Here is a 17746-nt window from a genome sequence, read left to right on the forward strand (position 1 = left end):
TATTAATCATAATAATCGTTAAATTTATTCTGCTGTGCAAGCGCTATTTTTTTCTTCAGTTTCATTTTCTTTGATTTCTTCATATTTAATGCTATTACAATTAGTATCTTCTACAGTTTTTATAGCTTCAGTTTTAGGAGCTTCTTGTTCATATTTAGAGACTTCTTGTATAGCGTCTGCCTTAGATGTTGATGATTCCTCCTGTTCGTTGATTTCTTTTGCTTCTGCTAAAATATCTTCTACGTTTTCTTGGATTTTAGTAGTTGTTTCAAGTACAGAGTCTTTAACTTTTAATGCTCCTGCTGTTGCACGAGTGCAAGTTTTTTTTGCACAGTCGCTTGAAAGTATCTTAACACCTAAAGTACCAAAAAGTACTCCTCCTAAAAATATCCCTGTTTTTTTCATTTTTAAAATATTCATTTTACCTTATCCTTTCGTTTAGTTAGATTTTATTTATATTTATGTACAGAGTAATAAATGCTTGAAGTAACTCTTATATAGCTGATACAATTTTCTATATTTATTTTATATTTTAGAAAATTCTTGATATCTATTTCAAAAATTAAAAATTCAATAATAATTGTTATTAATAGATTTCTAAAATCATATTACATTTATTACCATTTATGAAATTAAGTATAGCATGAGCGAATGGTATTTTCAACAGAAAATGATAATTTATATCAATTAATTTGGTTGGTTTGTGAAAGAATGTAGTAGGAGAGTTTAAGGTGTTGAGATTAAGAATTTTTCTATAGTGGAATTTTATAATGATTTATATGAGTGTTGGCATATGTATGAGTGTTAGCATATGTATGGGATTTGCAATCGTCAAAAAGCTAGAGATTTATGTTTTAATTCTCTAGCTTCTTATTTATTTTCTGTACATTATGCTGGGATAGCACCATGTTAGAATTTTTATTATAACCATTTTATCGATAAATGAGGAACAGTTCTGCCTTCCTTAGTTATATGTGTTGTAGAGAAGCCAATTGCACAGGCATCAAATCCATATTCGCCTGTTGGGACTCCTAAAATATCGCAGAAATCTTTATTATTGCCTAATCTTCCTATTACACTAACAAGTTCAAGACCTAATCCTAAAGCCGTTGATTTAAGCCACATATTTTGCATCACATGAGACAATGATTTTTGTTCTATGGCTGGTATTCCACGACGTTCTGCCACAATAATAAGATAAGGTGCTGTCCCTATACCAAGAACCCCTTTTTTAACTTGCATCTTTAAAGAAGCAATGAAGGATTGAAGAGTGATGTTGTTCTCGGCTTCCTTCTCAAGGGTTGATATTTGAGTTTTAATAACATCAATAAGAATAGTTTTTATTTTATCCATTTGTAAACTGTTATTTGAAATAACAAAGAAATGTCTGAAATCTGTTTGTTTTGCTACTGCAAGTATTGCATAAGGTGCAAGTCTTCCAGTTTCAATTATTTCTTCAACAAGTTCTTTTGAGGGTACTTCTTTTGTAAAACTTCTTACAGATCTTCGAGTTCTTAATAGCATATCCAAAACTTCATTAACATTGCTTTTGTCTAAATTGTTCATTTTGTCCTCCACTAATCAATACATCTACCAAATTATTAAATTTATATCCAATTCATAATTCAATAGATATTTGATATATTCCATTCATTAATATTATTCTTAGGATATTTTATAATACATTCATTAAAGGTAAACTTTTTGGTCATGTTAAACACCTTCTCCAAATTAATTTACTGTTTTTTATGAACACATTGTTGATTAATAGCCTATATGTATATTATAATGTTTATGTTGTTTTATACAATAAACAATAATATTTAAACTGTTAAGTAATGGACATTTACCAGAAAATTGTTAATTAAAATAAAAAAATTTATATAGAATGAGGAAATAATTCATGAATAAAACATCTAGTGATAGAAGAACAATACGTACTAAAAAGATGATTAGGTCTGCCTTAGCAGAGTTAATAGATGAGAAAGGATTTAACAATGTATCAGTTACTGACTTAACTCAAAGGGCAGATATAAATAGAGGAACTTTTTATCTGCACTATGTCGACAAGTTTGACTTGTTAGAGAAGATTGAAGATGAAATCATACAGGAAATTGAAGAAGAGACTAAGCATCTTGATTCAGTAAATATGATGAACATAGATGCTTCAAATGAGCCCCTTCCGTTTATGGTAAAAATTTTTGAATATTTTAGAGACAATTCAGTGATTATTAAGTCTATTTTAGGACCAAAAGGTGACCCTACTTTTGAAAGAAAGATAAAAAGCTTTATTGAGACCAATTTGTTTGAGAAACAAAAGCTTAAAAATTTTAATATAGATGAGGCAGTAATTTCAGAAGAATATTTTATACAATATATACTTTCAGCAGACTTAGGTGTAATTCAACATTGGCTTGAAAAAGACATGAAAGAATCTCCTGAAGAAATGGCACTAATACTTGCTAGAATGTCATTACTTGGTCCATTAAGAGCACTTGGTATTCGTAAAGACTTATAAATAAGTTTTAGATATTAAGATAAATATATCAAGCAATAAAATATAGTTTACTGTGAAGAAGTTTCTATTTTTTGATTCTATTGTAGAAATATGGTATATATACACGACAAGATGCACTTACTTGATTAACCCTTGTTTAAGTGCATCTTCTATTGCTTTTTTTATAACTTTGCTTGAGTTCGTAGCACCTGATATAGCATCTACATCTATTTTTTGCTCATTGAGTACTTCATCAATGACTTTCTCAGCTTTTTGACCCCTTTCATTTTTATGTTCCAATATATTGATGTTTGTAATTTTACCACTGTTTACAACAACTTCTACCTCAGCAGAGATAAGATTTACATTGCAATTCCCAATATAAGTTCCATCTTTAACATCAGAAAGCTTTATATTTTCAAAGGTCATATTCTTTACTGTCTGTTGATAGTCATGTACTCGTTTCATATAGATTCCAAAACATATAAAACCTATCAATAAAACAACAACAATAGTACGATAAATGATTTTTTTACTTTTAATTTTCATTTTAATACCTCTCAATTTTTTAGTTAAAATATTTGTATTTCTTTATTTTTAATATATATAATCACTTATTTGATGATGGAATTATTTTGAGATAGAGCGATAGAGTGTGTCAAATCCATATTTTAGAAATTCTTCTTTAGAGAGTTTGAGTTCTTGTTTTATATAAGCTTCTTTATTAGTTGCTGTTTGTATCAAACCAGATAACATTCCCCAAAATGAAAAAATAGTAGGCATAATTTTAATATCGTCTCTAAGCTCGCCTGATAGGATACCATAACTTACAAATTGCTTTATTTTATCGTTGATTTCCTCACCAACACGGAAAGTTTCTTTTTCTTCAGGTAAATAGTCTGTACTTTCAAAGTCAATGTTTATTTCGTCAAGAGCTATTTTGAAGTAAAATGGAAATTCTTCTTGGTATCTTAGTAGAGAATTGCAGATAAAATCATATCTTGCTCTCGTACTTTCTTGTTCTTCTAAAGAGTGGGTAATGTATGTATGTAGTTTTTTCATGCTTTCAAGTACTAGTACACCTACAATTTCTTCTTTGTTTTTGAAATATACATATATGGTAGCTTTGCTATAGCCAGCTTCTTTTGCAATATCATCCATTGAAGTAGCCTCAATCCCTTTTTTCATAAATAAAGTTTGGGCTGATGAAGCAATGTTTTCACGATGTACACTTCTTGGTTCTTTTTTTCTTCTTCCCATGATATAATCCTTCCTTAAAATTAATTAAACTGGTAGTTTAATTATAGTTAGGGTTAGTTATTTTGTCAATCAGTATTTGGGAGTTATTGCATAATAGAAAGCACCAAAGAATGATGATTTATGGTTTATCATTATTGATGCCATTTGTGTTAATTTATTTTATGTTTTTAGAGTTTTTTTATATCATGAAATATTGATAAAAAAATTCTGTTTTCTTCTTTTATAAATATGAAAAAAGCCGTTAACATTGTTGGACTAACGGCTCATATTAAAGTATTAAATTTAAATTTGTCTGAGTTACATTATATTTATTAGTTGTAGGTTTTTTGTTTTGTCTATGTACTCAAATACCAAGTATACCCGTACATATCAAGTACTTCAGCACCACCATCATTTTCATCTGGAGGTGGGTGAGGTAAAAATTTTTGCACAAGCGTACCACCCTCAGCAAGTTTTACAGATATTTCTTCAATCACTTCTTGAGATGGTAACACAACGCAAATCGCCATGCCAGAAATTAAAACAGGTTCTTCTGTATCTACGCCCATTATACAGCCATCATACTTTGTGAAAGTGACACTTGCGTGTATAATAGGGTTGTTCGGGTTGTTGTTTAGTCGTACAAACCTAGTTTTTCCACCTCCAAAAACCTCAGCATAAAAGTTAAATGCTTCTTCACAAGTATTATTGAAGGTTAAATATGGAGTTAATATGGTAAACATCTCCTTTATTTGGTACAAAATATAAATAATTTGCAGTTATAATTACTCTACAAATTAAGAATTACTAACATTAGTATACCAGAAATACTGATAATTTATATTACTGAAAAAGAAATTCTTGGATATTTTCGAAGTCTTGATTGTAACAATAATAAACAGTTTGCCTTGATTTATCATAAACCATTGAAAACTCTGTTATCCATTCGTCTTCACTTTGTTTGACTGCTTCCAATATCTCAAAGGCTTTTTCTACATTCATATTAACTGATAAGGAGAGTAAGGATATACTCTTATACAAATTGAATCGACAAGTAGATAATGGTAAAATGAACTTAGAAAAAGCAATAATGCAGTTTATACAAATGGGAGGATTATAATGGATTTTCACAAGGCTTATACCTTGCTGGAGTAGAGTGTATAGATGATGCAGAGCCACCAAATGGTTGGGTAAAGTGGACTGTGCCTAGTTATGAATATATCTATGTTGAAAATGAGGGAAAAGATACTTTCCAAACTGTTACTTTGTATCTACATGAAAATAATATCACCCTTGCTGGCTCAGTACATGATTTTAATTGCCCTATAACTGGCAAAGGATATATGTTTTTCCCAATACTCAGATTGTAAGCAGACTTCCATATGAAAGTAATAAATGTTTTAGTTATGATAAAACTTACTATTTTACTGTAAAGAAATCAAATATTGACATACTAGTAGACAATATTACTAAAGCATTTTTATACTCAAATTTTCTATAGAACAAGGAATTATATTGTATCTAAAAAATATCAAAAACTAACGTTGCTTAGGTGGCGTTTTCTTTGCTCGTATATATTGAATAATGTCGAGTAAATCTGCATCTTCTAAAATACGATATTTAATCCAGCCTCCATTATCACCACAAGGATAACGATTTGACCAGTATTCTTTAGCTTTTGGTGTTAAGGCAATTAGCATTTTTTCTACTGCTGGAACTTGTTTGTCACCTATCTGAATCATAACAGTGAATGCCCCTTTTTCAAAGAAAGCATAGCATAGATGAAAAGATTTATGACTATATTTGTAACCCCAACCATAGTTATTCCCAAAAGGGAATCGAAGTTCTTTTGATAAGCTATATTGAGTTTCAAGGTAAGTTTCTAACTTACACAAGCGTGTATACCCATCTTTACCCATGTATTCAATTATTTGAGATAAGCTAGGTTTATTGTTTTTTTCAAGCATACGTTCGTACATTAGATTTCACTCCTTAAACATGTAATTTGTAATTAGAATTAATATCCTAGTGATAATTTATAGTATAAGTTTAAGTCCTTGTTAAGTTTGTAAGTAAGCTGAGGACTATTTTTTATATACATTTTCATAAAGTATCTTATTTTTACTTTTAGTATAACAAAGTAATTATGACAACAGTTTGTCATGTTTTGTAAGTCTTGCCTATATAATATGTATAAAATACAAAGTAGTTAATATTAATAATAATATTGATGGCTAGAAAATATTATATTTATATTTGTTGGAAAATAATGTAAAAGAATGATAAAATAGAGTTTATAATATAAAAGTAAAATTATATTATAATTATATGTATTTGTTGGATTTATGTATTTAAATACTGTAGAATTTATGTTAATTATCGCTAAAAAAGCATAATACTACGGTGTAAGGTTTTATAAACTTCTAATTGAAAGGGGAGAATTCAAATGGATAAAAGGTACTTAAAATCCAATGTGTTTGAAGCTTTTCAAGATAGACTTTCTTATATTTTCAGTGAATTTGATTATGTCTATGTGTCTTTCAGTGGAGGAAAAGATAGTGGTTTATTATTGAATTTAGTTTTGGATTATAAGAGAAAGCATAATATAAGTTCCAAAATTGGAGTATTTCATCAGGATTTTGAAGCTCAATACAGTATGACAACTGAGTATGTTGAAAAAACATTTAAAGAGAATCTTGAAGATATTGAGCCCTATTGGGTGTGTTTGCCGATGGCCACAAGAACAGCTGTAGGAAATTATGAAATGTTTTGGTATCCATGGGATGATGAGAAAGAAGAGTTATGGGTAAGAAAAATGCCAGTCAAAGAATACATAATAAATCAAGAAAATAACCCATTTGTCTATTATAAATATAAGATGAGGCAAGAAAGTTTGGCAAAACAATTTGGCAGATGGATGAGGGATAAGCATAAAGGTGCAAAAGTTGCTTGTTTATTAGGAACAAGAGCGTCGGAATCATTACAACGCTACTGTGCTATTGTAAATAAACAGCATGGATATAAAGGAAAGTGCTGGATAACGAATCAATTTAAAAATGTATGGACAGCATCTCCTATATATGATTGGGAAATAGAAGATGTTTGGCTAGCTAACTATAAGTTCAACTATGATTACAATAAAATTTATGATTTATTCTATAAAGCTGGTGTAGCTCCAAGAAGCATGAGAGTAGCATCTCCATTTAATGATTCAGCGAAGGATAGTCTAAATTTATATAGGGTATTAGACCCAGATGTATGGATGAAATTAGTTGCTAGAGTACAAGGAGTCAATTTCACCTCTATTTATGGAAAAACAAAAGCTATGGGGTACCGAAGTATTTCATTGCCAGATGGACATACTTGGAAAAGCTTCACCTATTTTTTACTTGACACTTTACCTGAAAATATAAGAAAAAATTATATTAAGAAATTTTCAACATCTATTGATTTTTGGCATAATAGAGGAGGAGGTTTACCAGGAAGTGTTATACATGAATTAATAATGAAAGGATATAAAATAGAATTAAATGGAGTTTCAAATTATACAAAAGACAAAAAAATTAGAGTTAAATTTTTAGGTGATATACCTGATGATACAGATGATATCAAGTTTACCAAAGATATTCCAAGTTGGAAGAGAATGTGCTATTGTATTTTAAAAAATGACCATATGTGTAAATTTATGGGATTTAGTCCTACAAAAGAACAAAGAGTTAGGACAGAATATATTAAGAAAAAATATGAAAAAATTCATGAGATAGGAGTTAAGATGCTATGAAACAGAAAAGTCCAGTATATGGAATCATTGCAATACCCATTGAAAAGATAGAATCTAACGACTATAATCCAAATACAGTAGCCCCACCAGAAATGCAGTTGTTATATAAAAGTATTAAAGAAGATGGGTATACAATGCCAATTGTTTGTTATTATAATCAGGAAAAAGACAAGTATATTATTGTAGATGGTTTCCATCGTTATAGAGTAATGCTTGAAAATAAGGATATCTATGATAGAGAGAATGGACTTCTTCCTGTTTCAATAATTGATAAATCTCTTGATGAGAGAATGGCAAGTACTATTCGACATAATCGTGCAAGGGGCTCACATAATGTGGATTTAATGAGTAGTATTATAACTGAACTGTGTGAAATTGGAAAATCTGATGAATGGATATCAAAGCATCTAGGTATGGAGATTGATGAAATTCTTAGATTAAAGCAAATAACTGGATTATCTTATTTGTTTAAGGATAAAGAGTTTAATAATTCATGGATTCCGTCTGATTCTGATAATATGTAAGAAAATTAAGAGTATACATTAAAAATTAAGAGTTTTAAGTTTATATATAAATACAGAGAAAGGGCTGTCTCGAAGTGAATTTTTTGGTTCATGAGACACTCTTTTTTTATGAAATTAAATATATTTTCATCATTTTAATAATGAAAAAGAGGCTTATCTATATTTTGAGATAGCCTCTTTTTTATTTGTATAAATGTTAATACCATATATGAATGTAGAAGTCTTAATACTATATTTGTATAAATGCTAATACCATATATGAACGTAGAAGTCTTAATATTATATTTGTATAAATGTTAATATCATATACGAATGTAGAAGTCTTAATATTATATTTGTATAAATGCTAATACCATACATGAATATAGAAGTCTTAATACTATATATGAAAATATGAATTTTAAGACTAGATAATGAAAATATAATTATTAAAATCATATATGAAGCATGCTTTTTATAATGCAACTAAATAAAATTATAAAATAAATAGACTTGTTTTATTTAAGCTAGATTTAGATTTTAGAAAATAAAAATATAAGGTTTGATAAATTTTAAAAATAATTTATTTGCTAGAAAAAATAGCATTAAAATATATATTTATAAGGATTTAAGTAATAAAAAGTAACATTTTGACGAGAAATAAATATTATATAGTAAATAGTAATTGTGTTATAAGAAATTGTATAAATTCTATACTGATTATTTAGAATGAATATTTATACAAAATTAGTTGAGTAGACAAATTTTAAGAATAAAAGAGGAACAAAAAAGATACTCGTTTATTTCTGTTAAAGTTCTATTAAAACCACTGATTATAATATAACACAAGTATAAAATTATTAAAAATAATACTATTTTAAAATTCGAAAAATTAAGGAGGATAATTAATGGAATATTTAAAAGAGGATAAACAAGATTATTGTTATGAATTTGCTAGACCATACATTAATCGTCAAATTTATGATGACACATACAATCCAAAAACAGCATTAAGAAGAGGTACTTTATTTCCTGAGTTGGATTTAATAGAGTCAAATAACTACAATGATTGGTTATATGAAAATCCTAAAAATAGAGTTAGAGAGAAAAAAGGGGGTAGTATGTACTAATGTCATTAAATAGAAGAGAACTTCTAGAGAGAATTTCAGAATATCAATTTGCTTGTATAGAATTAAATTTATATTTGGATAACAATCCAAGAGATGAGGAAGCTCTTGATTCATACAGTAGATACTGCGATAAATTTACACAAGCTATGTGTGATTATGAGTCTAAGTATGGGGCATTAATTAATTTTGGTTATGAATCAAGTGAATATCCTTGGTCATGGGTATCAGAGCCTTGGCCATGGGACAAGTCATTTTATAAATAAAATTATACAGTATTAAGATTAGATTTACTATTAAATATATTAAGGAGGAGTAAAATAATATGTGGATTTACCAAAAAACACTGGAACATCCAGTTAACATAAGACAAGCAGACCCTAGAATGGCAAAATATATAATGACTCAGTTGGGAGGACCTAATGGTGAGTTGGCAGCTGCAACTAGATATCTTCAACAAAGATACACTATGCCAACAGGAAAATCTCGTGCACTTTTAACTGATATAGGTACAGAAGAAATGGCTCATGTTGAGATAATTTCTTCAATGTTATATCAATTAATAAGTAGCTGTACTCCAGAAGAGCTTAAAGCTGCTGGACTTGGAACTAATTATGCTACTTTTGGACATGGTCTTCAGCCAGTTGATTCTAATGGAGTAAACTTTACTACAAGTTATATTAATGTCTTTGGCGATGCTGTAACTGATTTACATGAAGATATGGCTGCTGAACAAAAAGCATTGGCTACGTACTATCAATTAATAAATTTAACTGATGACCCAGATTTGAAGGATATCTTAAGATTTTTAGGTGAGAGGGAAGTAGTGCATTATCAAAGATTTGGTGAAGCACTAATGGATGTTTACGAGTTTACAGAATGTAAACATCAGTTCTAATAAAATAATAAAAGGAAGGTGCTTCAAAATGAGCTTTTAGTTTATGAGGCATCTTCTTTTTGTATAAAATAAAATAAATCAATCTCTTTATATATAAATTAGTCTTATAAATAATTAAATAAATATAAAAAATTTAAGAATTAAAATATGTCAACTTGACATGATAATTATGATAGAATATAATACTTACTAAAAGTAAGTATATGATTTCGAGCTAATTAAGGAGGAGAATATGGAAAAATATTTACCTGCTTGTCCAGTAGAAATAACGCTACAAATGATAGGTGACAAATGGAAGTTTTTGATATTAAGAGAATTAATAAGAGGTAAAAAACGTTTTGGAGAATTAAGTAAATCAATTGATAATATAAGCCAAAAAATGTTGTCTCAAAATCTAAAAAGTATGGAAGAAGATGGTCTAGTGCATCGTGAGGTATATGAACAATTTCCACCTAAAGTTGAATATTCTTTGACTGAATTAGGGATGACTTTACGACCTATATTAGTTTCTCTGTTTGAATGGGGCAATATGTATAAAGAGTATAGTGAAAAGGAGAGTAAAGATGAATAGAGTAGTAATCACTGGGATTGGAATAGTATCCCCTATAGGAAATAATATTGAAGAATTTTGGAGTAATGTAAAAGCAGGTAATCATGGTATACAGATGATAGATAGGTTTGATACTAAAGATTTTCCTGTAAAAGTAGCAGGGCAAGTAAAAGGTTTTAATCCTTTATTATCATTCTCTAAGAAGGAACTTAGACATAATGACTTGTATTGCCAATATGCAGTAGAAGCTACAAGACAGGCTATTTCTGACTGTGGAACTGATTTTAAAGAATTAGACCCTTATCGTATAGGAGTTATAGTTGGTAGTGGGATAGGTGGAATAAATACTTTGGAAAGTGAATATGGAAAATTTATTGAGAAGGGAAGTAGACGAGTTTCACCATTTACGATACCAATGCTAATCTCAAATATGGCTGCTGGAACGATTGCTATTAAATATGGATTTAAGGGAATCAATTATGCTTTAGTATCTGCTTGTGCGACATCTACTCATACAATAGGGGAAGCATTTGAGGCTATTAAATGTGGAAGATTAGATGTCTGTGTAGCTGGTGGTTCTGAAGCAGCTATAACTGAATTTACATTAGCTGGATTCAATAATATGAAAGCATTGAGTGATAGTGACGACCCTGACAGAGCATCAATTCCTTTTGATAAAGATAGAAATGGATTTGTCATGGGTGAGGGAGGATCTATTTTAATACTAGAGAGTTTAGAAAATGCAAAGAAAAGAAATGCAAAGATTTATGCAGAGGTAATAGGGTATGGTGCTACAGAAGATGCATACCATATTACTAGTCCAGACCCTACAGGAGAAGCAGCTTGTCAGGCTATCTTGATTGCATGTAATGAGGGTGGAATTAATCCAAGTGAGATTGATTATATTAATGCTCATGGTACTTCTACTCCAATTAATGATAAATACGAGACGAATGCGATAAAACTGGCATTAAAAGATTCAGTTAACGATGTACTTATAAGTTCTACAAAGTCAATGACAGGGCATTTGTTGGGAGCAGCAGGGGCATTGGAAGCAATAGTTTGTGTAAAAGCTATAGATGATAATTTTGTTCCTATGACTGTAGGTTATAAGAATTTTGACCCAGATTGTGATTTGAATTATGTTGTTAATGGTGGAATTGAGAAAGAAGTGAAATACACTATTTCTAATTCATTAGGATTTGGTGGGCATAATGCTACTATTTGTATAAAGAAGTTTGAGGAATAGTAGTAAGAATAAGCAAAATTAAAATAAGACTTTCCTTTATTTTTCCAAAAATGTATTGTATTATTGATTCAGTAGTAAATGCAATGAAATCATATGTCAATAATCATTTAGTATTTGCATTATAGTATCATTTAGTTATATTTATTAAATATAAAGAGTAAATAATAAAGATTATATATTTAGTGAATTAAGAGCTATATTTGTTGATATTGTACAGAATTATTGGGAGAAGGAGGAAAAGCATGAAAAAAGATACATCTCATGTTATCAAACGGGCAGAGAACTTTCAGGTAATTTTGATTGGAGAAGGACTGATAGTTGGTGCTGTGGCTGGTTTGATTGTACTTTTATATAGGATACTTTTGGGGCGAGCTGGTATCTGGCTTAGCCAAATTTTGACGTTTGTAGAAGGTTCTACAATAAAAATAATAGCTTGGTTTGCAGTGCTTGCACTACTTGCTTGGATTGTATCAAAGCTTGTAGACTTAGAGCCAATGATTTCTGGAAGTGGTATTCCCCAGCTTGAGGGAGAAATGACAGGAAAAATCAAGCAGGTATGGTGGCGTGTGTTGCCAACTAAATTTATTGGAGGATTTTTGGCACTTATGGGAGGTCTTGCACTAGGAAGAGAAGGACCTTCTATTCAGCTTGGTGCTATGGCAGGGAAAGGTATCTCTAGAGCGCTTGATAGAGGTAAGACAGAGGAAAAATTTCTGTTAACCTGTGGGGCAAGTGCTGGATTGTCAGCAGCATTTCATGCGCCATTAGCAGGTGTTATGTTTTCGCTTGAAGAAGTTCATAAGAACTTTTCAGTGTCTGTTTTAATTTCTGTGATGACAGCATCTTTGACAGCAGATTATATCTCAGCTAATTTTCTAGGGATTGAGTCTGTGTTCCAGTTTGACATTGGTCATGTATTGCCACAGAATTATTATGGATTGATAGTGATTCTAGGTGTGATTCTTGGAGTTATGGGAGCATTTTATAACTGGTTTACTTTATATGTGCAGTCTTTATATAAAAAGATTCCTAAAATCGGTACATTTGGTAAACTGCTGATTCCATTCAGTATGGCTGGTATTCTTGGACTTATGATGCCTCAAGTGCTAGGAAGTGGGCACAATTTGGTGGAGTCACTTACAAGTCATGAATATCTTTTTGGGATGGTTGTTTTGATTTTTGTCGTACGCTTTATATTTTCAGCTGTTAGTTTTGGGTCAGGTGCACCAGGTGGCATCTTTTTTCCGTTGCTTGTTTTAGGAGCATTTATAGGTGGAATATTTGGAATGATAGGTGTTAAGGTTTTTGGAATGAACCCAGATTATATAAATAATTTTGTGCTTTTGGCTATGGCAGGATATTTTACAGCTATTGTACGTGCACCTTTGACTGGTATTATATTAATTTTTGAAATGACGAGTTCTGTTAGTCAAATGCTTTCACTATCTGTAATTTCGATTGTGGCATATATTGTGGCTACTCTTATGAAATCAAAACCTATTTATGAAAGTCTTTTGGAGCGATTACTTGAGAAAAATGGAGAACCTGCTCCTAAAGAGAGGGGAGAAAAGATACTAGACCAGTTTTCTGTTATGTTTGGTTCTCCTGTTGCAAACAAAAAAATTCAGGATATACAATGGCCAGAGAATTGTCTTCTGGTAGCTATTCAAAGAGGTGGTGAAGAGATTATTCCTAGAGGGAAAACTATTCTTAAGCCAAGTGATATAATTGTGACTATGACAGATGAGAGAGACAGTGGTGTTGTGTATGATAGGATGGAGAATTTGTGTAAAGAGAATACTTCCCATATTTTATAGATGAGTGATAATATTAAATTGAGTAAAGAGTCAGTTATTGAGTGGTATGAGAAAATGAAAGTGTAGGATTTTAGATGTAAAGAGTTTGAAAAATAAATTGATTGTATGTAAAATGGTAGATTACATTTTATTGAAATAGTAAATTAAAGTTTATTGAACTGAAAAAATAAATTTGGAAAAAGGAAGATTTAAGTATGTGTGATGAATTTGTAAACTTGACAGTAGAAAATCTTGCCAATGAACATTTATGTTGTATTATCCGTACAAGAAAGTTACATCAAGGTATTGCAGCCAAAAAGCAATGGATTTCTGAAAGATTAAGAGAAGGGCATACCTTTAGAAAATTGAATGTCAAAGGTACTGTATTTATTGAGTATGCACCACTTGAGACTGCATGGGTTCCAATTACTGGTGATAACTATTATTATATATATTGCTTATGGGTATTGGGTGATTATAAAGGAAAAGGGTATGCGAAATCGTTAATGGAGTATTGTGTGGAAGATGCTAAAAAGAATGGAAAATCTGGCGTTTGTATGCTTGGGGCAAAAAAACAAAAAGCATGGCTTTCAGACCAATCATTTGCGAAAAAATTTGGATTCGAGGTCGTCGATACTACTGATAATGGATATGAGCTACTTGCACTTTCTTTTGACGGAACAACACCAGTGTTCAAGCAAAATGCAAAATCGTGTGAAATCGAGAGTGAGGAACTAACTATTTATTATGATATGCAATGTCCATTTATCTATCAAAATATTGAACGATTAAGAGATTATTGCACAACACATGATGTTCCAGCTTCATTTATTCAAATAGACACATTACAAAAAGCAAAGGAATTACCTTGTGTTTTTAATAACTTCGCATTATTTTACAAGGGGAAGTTTGAAACAGTAAATTTAATAGATGTTGCTTATTTGAAAAAAATGCTAAATAAATGATAGAGAATAATATTCTATATCAATGTAGTGGCGGAAGTCTTTTGATTTTCCGCCATATTTGTGTGCAGACAAATTGCTGGTTCTAATGATGACTTAAAATAACATAATTAAGAGGGCTATTTTAGAAATCTTATAATTTTAATTTAGAGTATGTATTCATTTTTTTATATCTTATAAATAAGACATGATTTTTTAGAAATTCAAGTATTGTACAGATAAGATTGACTTATATTGACATATTTAGTTATTCTAGATTTAAGAGAAGAGAGGTGGCTATATGAATTTGATTTTGAATGATATTCTTAGGACTGTTGTATTAAGTGATTTGTGTATAGTTATCCTATTGAGTTTTAGAATGACTATATTTAAAAGGTTTAGCAAAAGATTTAATTATTATGTTTGGTTGATTGTGATTATTAAGTTATTACTACCATTTACATATTATACTTTTACATTTAATAGGAGGGAATATCAATATACTATTAGTAAGGTGTATTTAGAAAATTTTAATACTATCTTTACTTCTAAAAACAGTATTTTATTATTTATTTGGATTGCTAGTATAATAGTATATTTGGTTTATATTAGTTGGAGATACATTAAGATTAAAATTTTGATGAATGATTTATCCTATGATGTTGAGGATAATGAGATAAAAAATCTTTATGAGAATTTATTAAAGGAGCTTAGTATAAATAAAAAGATACAACTTAAATATTCTTATGAAGTTGAAACACCAGTGTTTTTTAATTCAAGTGTCATTTTACCTCCTTATGATTATACATTAAAGGAGCTGGATTGGATATTTAGACATGAGCTTATGCATTTTAAGAGTAAAGACCTTTATGTTAAGTATTTGGTGCTATTTTTAAAATGTGTTTATTGGTTTAATCCTTTTATATATATAATGGAGAAGTTTATAGATTTGGATTGCGAATTTTATTGTGATGAAAGGGTTTTAAAGAACCATACTGTAGAGGAGAGACAGGACTATGCGCTTACTATAATAAGTGCGATGAGGAAAGGTTCAAGTCATTCAAATAAGTTTGTGGCTGGTTTACATAAGGAGTCGGATATTAGAAAAAGAGTGTCTAATATGTTTAATGAAAGATATAGAAATGGTGTTTTGATGGTGGTAATTTTGTGTTTGTTATCTTCTATTACATATTTTAGATTTGATACAATTCATTATGATACATTGACTTATCAAATTCATAAACAATTTTCTATTGAAAATAATAATCAGAATTTAAGATATTTAGGAACTGTTAATACAGATGAGTAATATAAGTTTATCGTTAAATATATGCAAATACAATATATAATATCAAGTATATTGCTCTGAATGATAGATTTAGGATAAAACAGATACTTCATTAAGAAGTATACTATTTGTATGTGAGGTTTTTGAAAATATTGATGGAATTGTAAATATTAAGAATACTGTAAGACTAGAAAGTGATGTTATAACTAAAGAAAAAGTAAACTTTTCAAAAGGTGTATCTTCATATGTTGCAGATTCTATTTTATATAAAAATATAAATTTATTTCAAGCAAAGAACACTCAAGAGGTACTCTGGATAAATAAGAAAATTTAATGATAAAAGAACAAGATATAATAAAAAGTCATTTTTAATAGTAGAGAAAATTGATAATCAGTTTTATTGTGCATTAAGTAATTATGAAGAAGTATTTATTAATTTATTATATAAATTAAGTAATTTTGATTATAAAGAATTTTATTCTTACCTGTGACAATATAAATCATATTTTTAGATATTTTCTTTATAGTATTTTAGTTGTATAATACATTATTGTGTATAAAGGTGTTAGTTATAGTAATCGAATGGATAAATAGAGTATTTAAAATAATTAGTTTATAAGGAGAAATATTTATGAGAAAGCAATTGGAAGAAATGACTTTAGAAGAATTATGGGAGTTGTTTCCAATAGTTTTAACTGTTCATAAGGAATGTTGGAAAGATTGGTTTAAAGAAGAAGAATGTAGCTTAACTGGGGTATTACCTATGCAAAATATTGTTAGAATAAGTCATATTGGAAGCACTGCTGTGAGCACAATCTATGCCAAGCCAATTGTTGATATACTTATTGAGATAATGAATGATTGTAGCATAAAAGAGATTAAAAAGTTAATTGAATCAAAGGGATATGTTTGTATGTCTGAGAGTAGTAGCAGGATTTCACTTAATAAAGGATATACAATAGATGGTTTTGAAGAACGAGTTTTTCATTTACATATAAGGTATGCAGGTGATAATGATGAGTTGTTTTTTAGAGATTATTTAATTGACAATCCAAGTGTAGCTAAGGAGTATGAAGAACTTAAGTTAAATCTATGGAAGAAGTATGAGCATAATCGTGATGCTTATACAGATAGTAAGTCGGATTTTATTAAAGAATTTACTGAAAAAGCAAAGGTATTGTATTCTAATAGGTATATTTAGAGATTTATTTATATATTTTTATTAGGTTACTTATTGATTTTTAATGTAGGTAAGTTATATAAGGGTAGAAAGATTAAGTTTATTAAATTGTATGAAGTTACATACAAAGGGATGTTAGATTGTTTAGATTATATGAATTTAAATAAAAAATGGTAATCAGATTGATTGCCATTTTTTATTTTTAATGAATGTAGAGGTAAAATAGAACTCTTTTACTTTATCTCTTTGTATTAATATAACATTTATAGATTGACTTTTAGACAAATGTCTAATAAAATAAATTTAAAGGTGTGTGATTATATTGAAAAAAATACCAAAGTCTGAATTGTTAGTTATGAATTTTATCTGGGATAAAGATATGGATAAGATACCTGCAAGAGAGGTAGCTCATTTTATGGAAGATTACCATGAATGGACGAAAGGAACTACAGGAAAAGTTCTTTCTAGATTAAGTGACAAAGGATTTTTAGAGTTTGAAAAAGATGGTAGAAATACTGTCTACACTGTTAAGATTAAGCGTGAAGAGTATTTGAAGTTTGAAACAAAAGATTTCTTTGAATTTATGCATAAGAATTCCATCCATAGCTTTATTTCATCACTAGGTTGTGAAACTGAGATATCAGATGATGATATAAAAGAGCTTGAAAAATGGATAAAAAAAAGAAAATAGGAGAAG

The 17746-nt window shown here is 29.4% G+C and carries 21 protein-coding genes; 14 read left to right on the top strand and 7 right to left on the bottom strand.

The annotated features are described in order from the left end of the window. Positions 1-24: 24 nt before the first annotated feature. Together Q3304_RS15515 and Q3304_RS15520 are read right to left on the bottom strand one after the other, a co-directional pair. The gene (locus Q3304_RS15515) at positions 25-420 is read right to left on the bottom strand and encodes a DUF6110 family protein (RefSeq protein WP_407814123.1); all 396 of its coding nucleotides are present in this window, start codon (positions 418-420) and stop codon (positions 25-27) included. Positions 421-921: 501 nt separating this feature from the next. Then, entirely contained in the window at positions 922-1566 is a 645-nt protein-coding gene (locus Q3304_RS15520; RefSeq protein ID WP_407814124.1) for a nitroreductase family protein, read from the bottom strand. Between the two features lie 337 nt (positions 1567-1903). Here Q3304_RS15520 and Q3304_RS15525 point away from each other — a divergent pair, with 337 nt between their 5' ends. Next, a complete protein-coding gene (locus Q3304_RS15525; RefSeq protein WP_219673746.1) occupies positions 1904-2518 on the top strand; it encodes a TetR/AcrR family transcriptional regulator in 615 nt (204 codons plus the stop codon). A gap of 117 nt (positions 2519-2635) precedes the next feature. Here the strand turns inward: Q3304_RS15525 and Q3304_RS15530 are convergent, their stop codons facing one another. From Q3304_RS15530 to Q3304_RS15545, 4 genes are all read right to left on the bottom strand, one after another. Continuing rightward, positions 2636-3046, bottom strand: coding sequence for an FMN-binding protein (locus Q3304_RS15530; protein ID WP_407814125.1), 411 nt, complete (start codon positions 3044-3046; stop codon positions 2636-2638). An 81-nt stretch (positions 3047-3127) separates the two neighbouring features. Next, complete coding sequence (locus tag Q3304_RS15535; RefSeq protein ID WP_074179085.1) at positions 3128-3757, bottom strand: TetR/AcrR family transcriptional regulator; 630 nt, start codon at positions 3755-3757, stop codon at positions 3128-3130. A 335-nt stretch (positions 3758-4092) separates the two neighbouring features. Then, positions 4093-4479 (bottom strand): VOC family protein, encoded by a 387-nt coding sequence (locus Q3304_RS15540; RefSeq protein ID WP_407814158.1) that lies wholly within the window; start codon positions 4477-4479, stop codon positions 4093-4095. A 100-nt stretch (positions 4480-4579) separates the two neighbouring features. Then, the gene (locus Q3304_RS15545) at positions 4580-4711 is read right to left on the bottom strand and encodes a hypothetical protein (protein WP_407814126.1); all 132 of its coding nucleotides are present in this window, start codon (positions 4709-4711) and stop codon (positions 4580-4582) included. A 227-nt stretch (positions 4712-4938) separates the two neighbouring features. On the opposite strand from Q3304_RS15545, the gene Q3304_RS15550 reads away from it, so the two are divergent. Further along, on the top strand, positions 4939-5106 hold the full coding sequence (locus Q3304_RS15550) for a hypothetical protein (RefSeq protein ID WP_219673748.1): 168 nt from the start codon (positions 4939-4941) through the stop codon (positions 5104-5106). 168 nt (positions 5107-5274) lie between these two features. On the opposite strand, the gene Q3304_RS15555 is transcribed toward Q3304_RS15550, so the two are convergent. Further along, a complete protein-coding gene (locus tag Q3304_RS15555) occupies positions 5275-5715 on the bottom strand; it encodes a DUF3788 domain-containing protein (protein ID WP_054269117.1) in 441 nt (146 codons plus the stop codon). A 467-nt stretch (positions 5716-6182) separates the two neighbouring features. Between Q3304_RS15555 and Q3304_RS15560 the strand changes: the two genes are divergently transcribed. From Q3304_RS15560 to Q3304_RS15615, 12 genes are all read left to right on the top strand, one after another. Further along, a complete protein-coding gene (locus Q3304_RS15560) occupies positions 6183-7517 on the top strand; it encodes a phosphoadenosine phosphosulfate reductase (RefSeq protein ID WP_407814127.1) in 1335 nt (444 codons plus the stop codon). After that, positions 7514-8041 carry an IbrB-like domain-containing protein gene (locus tag Q3304_RS15565; protein WP_407814128.1) on the top strand — a complete coding sequence of 176 codons (528 nt, stop codon included), beginning with the start codon at positions 7514-7516 and terminating at the stop codon, positions 8039-8041. Before Q3304_RS15560 ends, Q3304_RS15565 begins: the two co-directional genes overlap by 4 nt. A gap of 887 nt (positions 8042-8928) precedes the next feature. Continuing rightward, entirely contained in the window at positions 8929-9150 is a 222-nt protein-coding gene (locus tag Q3304_RS15570; protein ID WP_054269120.1) for a spore coat associated protein CotJA, read from the top strand. Next, positions 9150-9413 (top strand): spore coat protein CotJB, encoded by a 264-nt coding sequence (locus tag Q3304_RS15575; protein ID WP_054269121.1) that lies wholly within the window; start codon positions 9150-9152, stop codon positions 9411-9413. The genes Q3304_RS15570 and Q3304_RS15575 overlap by 1 nt, the downstream gene beginning before the upstream one ends. A gap of 59 nt (positions 9414-9472) precedes the next feature. Then, complete coding sequence (locus Q3304_RS15580; protein WP_054269122.1) at positions 9473-10045, top strand: manganese catalase family protein; 573 nt, start codon at positions 9473-9475, stop codon at positions 10043-10045. Between the two features lie 232 nt (positions 10046-10277). Continuing rightward, positions 10278-10616 (top strand): helix-turn-helix domain-containing protein, encoded by a 339-nt coding sequence (locus tag Q3304_RS15585; protein WP_169466586.1) that lies wholly within the window; start codon positions 10278-10280, stop codon positions 10614-10616. Further along, positions 10609-11844, top strand: coding sequence for a beta-ketoacyl-ACP synthase II (fabF, locus tag Q3304_RS15590; RefSeq protein ID WP_407814129.1), 1236 nt, complete (start codon positions 10609-10611; stop codon positions 11842-11844). Before Q3304_RS15585 ends, fabF begins: the two co-directional genes overlap by 8 nt. Before the next feature lie 242 nt (positions 11845-12086). Continuing rightward, positions 12087-13661, top strand: coding sequence for a chloride channel protein (locus Q3304_RS15595; protein ID WP_407814130.1), 1575 nt, complete (start codon positions 12087-12089; stop codon positions 13659-13661). A gap of 194 nt (positions 13662-13855) precedes the next feature. Beyond that, on the top strand, positions 13856-14605 hold the full coding sequence (locus Q3304_RS15600) for a GNAT family N-acetyltransferase (RefSeq protein ID WP_407814131.1): 750 nt from the start codon (positions 13856-13858) through the stop codon (positions 14603-14605). 277 nt (positions 14606-14882) lie between these two features. Then, positions 14883-15890: a M56 family metallopeptidase gene (locus Q3304_RS15605; protein ID WP_407814132.1), complete on the top strand. Its 1008-nt coding sequence runs from the start codon at positions 14883-14885 to the stop codon at positions 15888-15890. 610 nt (positions 15891-16500) lie between these two features. Continuing rightward, the gene (locus Q3304_RS15610) at positions 16501-17070 is read left to right on the top strand and encodes a GrpB family protein (protein WP_407814133.1); all 570 of its coding nucleotides are present in this window, start codon (positions 16501-16503) and stop codon (positions 17068-17070) included. A gap of 292 nt (positions 17071-17362) precedes the next feature. Next, entirely contained in the window at positions 17363-17740 is a 378-nt protein-coding gene (locus Q3304_RS15615; protein ID WP_227832233.1) for a BlaI/MecI/CopY family transcriptional regulator, read from the top strand. The last annotated feature ends 6 nt before the right edge of the window (positions 17741-17746 follow it).

Origin of the sequence: Clostridioides sp. GD02377, from assembly GCF_045899875.1 — a bacterium.
Lineage (GTDB): Bacteria > Bacillota > Clostridia > Peptostreptococcales > Peptostreptococcaceae > Clostridioides > Clostridioides difficile_A.

Bases quoted from the DNA above. Each gene is read 5' to 3' on its own strand.
- Q3304_RS15580 (WP_054269122.1), top strand. From the start codon at position 9,473: ATGTGGATTTACCAAAAAACACTGGAACATCCAGTTAACATAAGACAA.
- Q3304_RS15520 (WP_407814124.1), bottom strand. From the start codon at position 1,566: ATGAACAATTTAGACAAAAGCAATGTTAATGAAGTTTTGGATATGCTA.
- Q3304_RS15600 (WP_407814131.1), top strand. From the start codon at position 13,856: ATGTGTGATGAATTTGTAAACTTGACAGTAGAAAATCTTGCCAATGAA.
- Q3304_RS15605 (WP_407814132.1), top strand. From the start codon at position 14,883: ATGAATTTGATTTTGAATGATATTCTTAGGACTGTTGTATTAAGTGAT.
- Q3304_RS15540 (WP_407814158.1), bottom strand. From the start codon at position 4,479: ATGTTTACCATATTAACTCCATATTTAACCTTCAATAATACTTGTGAA.
- Q3304_RS15530 (WP_407814125.1), bottom strand. From the start codon at position 3,046: ATGAAAATTAAAAGTAAAAAAATCATTTATCGTACTATTGTTGTTGTT.
- Q3304_RS15595 (WP_407814130.1), top strand. From the start codon at position 12,087: ATGAAAAAAGATACATCTCATGTTATCAAACGGGCAGAGAACTTTCAG.
- Q3304_RS15565 (WP_407814128.1), top strand. From the start codon at position 7,514: ATGAAACAGAAAAGTCCAGTATATGGAATCATTGCAATACCCATTGAA.
- Q3304_RS15535 (WP_074179085.1), bottom strand. From the start codon at position 3,757: ATGGGAAGAAGAAAAAAAGAACCAAGAAGTGTACATCGTGAAAACATT.
- Q3304_RS15515 (WP_407814123.1), bottom strand. From the start codon at position 420: ATGAATATTTTAAAAATGAAAAAAACAGGGATATTTTTAGGAGGAGTA.
- Q3304_RS15585 (WP_169466586.1), top strand. From the start codon at position 10,278: ATGGAAAAATATTTACCTGCTTGTCCAGTAGAAATAACGCTACAAATG.
- Q3304_RS15570 (WP_054269120.1), top strand. From the start codon at position 8,929: ATGGAATATTTAAAAGAGGATAAACAAGATTATTGTTATGAATTTGCT.
- Q3304_RS15525 (WP_219673746.1), top strand. From the start codon at position 1,904: ATGAATAAAACATCTAGTGATAGAAGAACAATACGTACTAAAAAGATG.
- Q3304_RS15575 (WP_054269121.1), top strand. From the start codon at position 9,150: ATGTCATTAAATAGAAGAGAACTTCTAGAGAGAATTTCAGAATATCAA.
- fabF (WP_407814129.1), top strand. From the start codon at position 10,609: ATGAATAGAGTAGTAATCACTGGGATTGGAATAGTATCCCCTATAGGA.
- Q3304_RS15560 (WP_407814127.1), top strand. From the start codon at position 6,183: ATGGATAAAAGGTACTTAAAATCCAATGTGTTTGAAGCTTTTCAAGAT.
- Q3304_RS15610 (WP_407814133.1), top strand. From the start codon at position 16,501: ATGAGAAAGCAATTGGAAGAAATGACTTTAGAAGAATTATGGGAGTTG.
- Q3304_RS15555 (WP_054269117.1), bottom strand. From the start codon at position 5,715: ATGTACGAACGTATGCTTGAAAAAAACAATAAACCTAGCTTATCTCAA.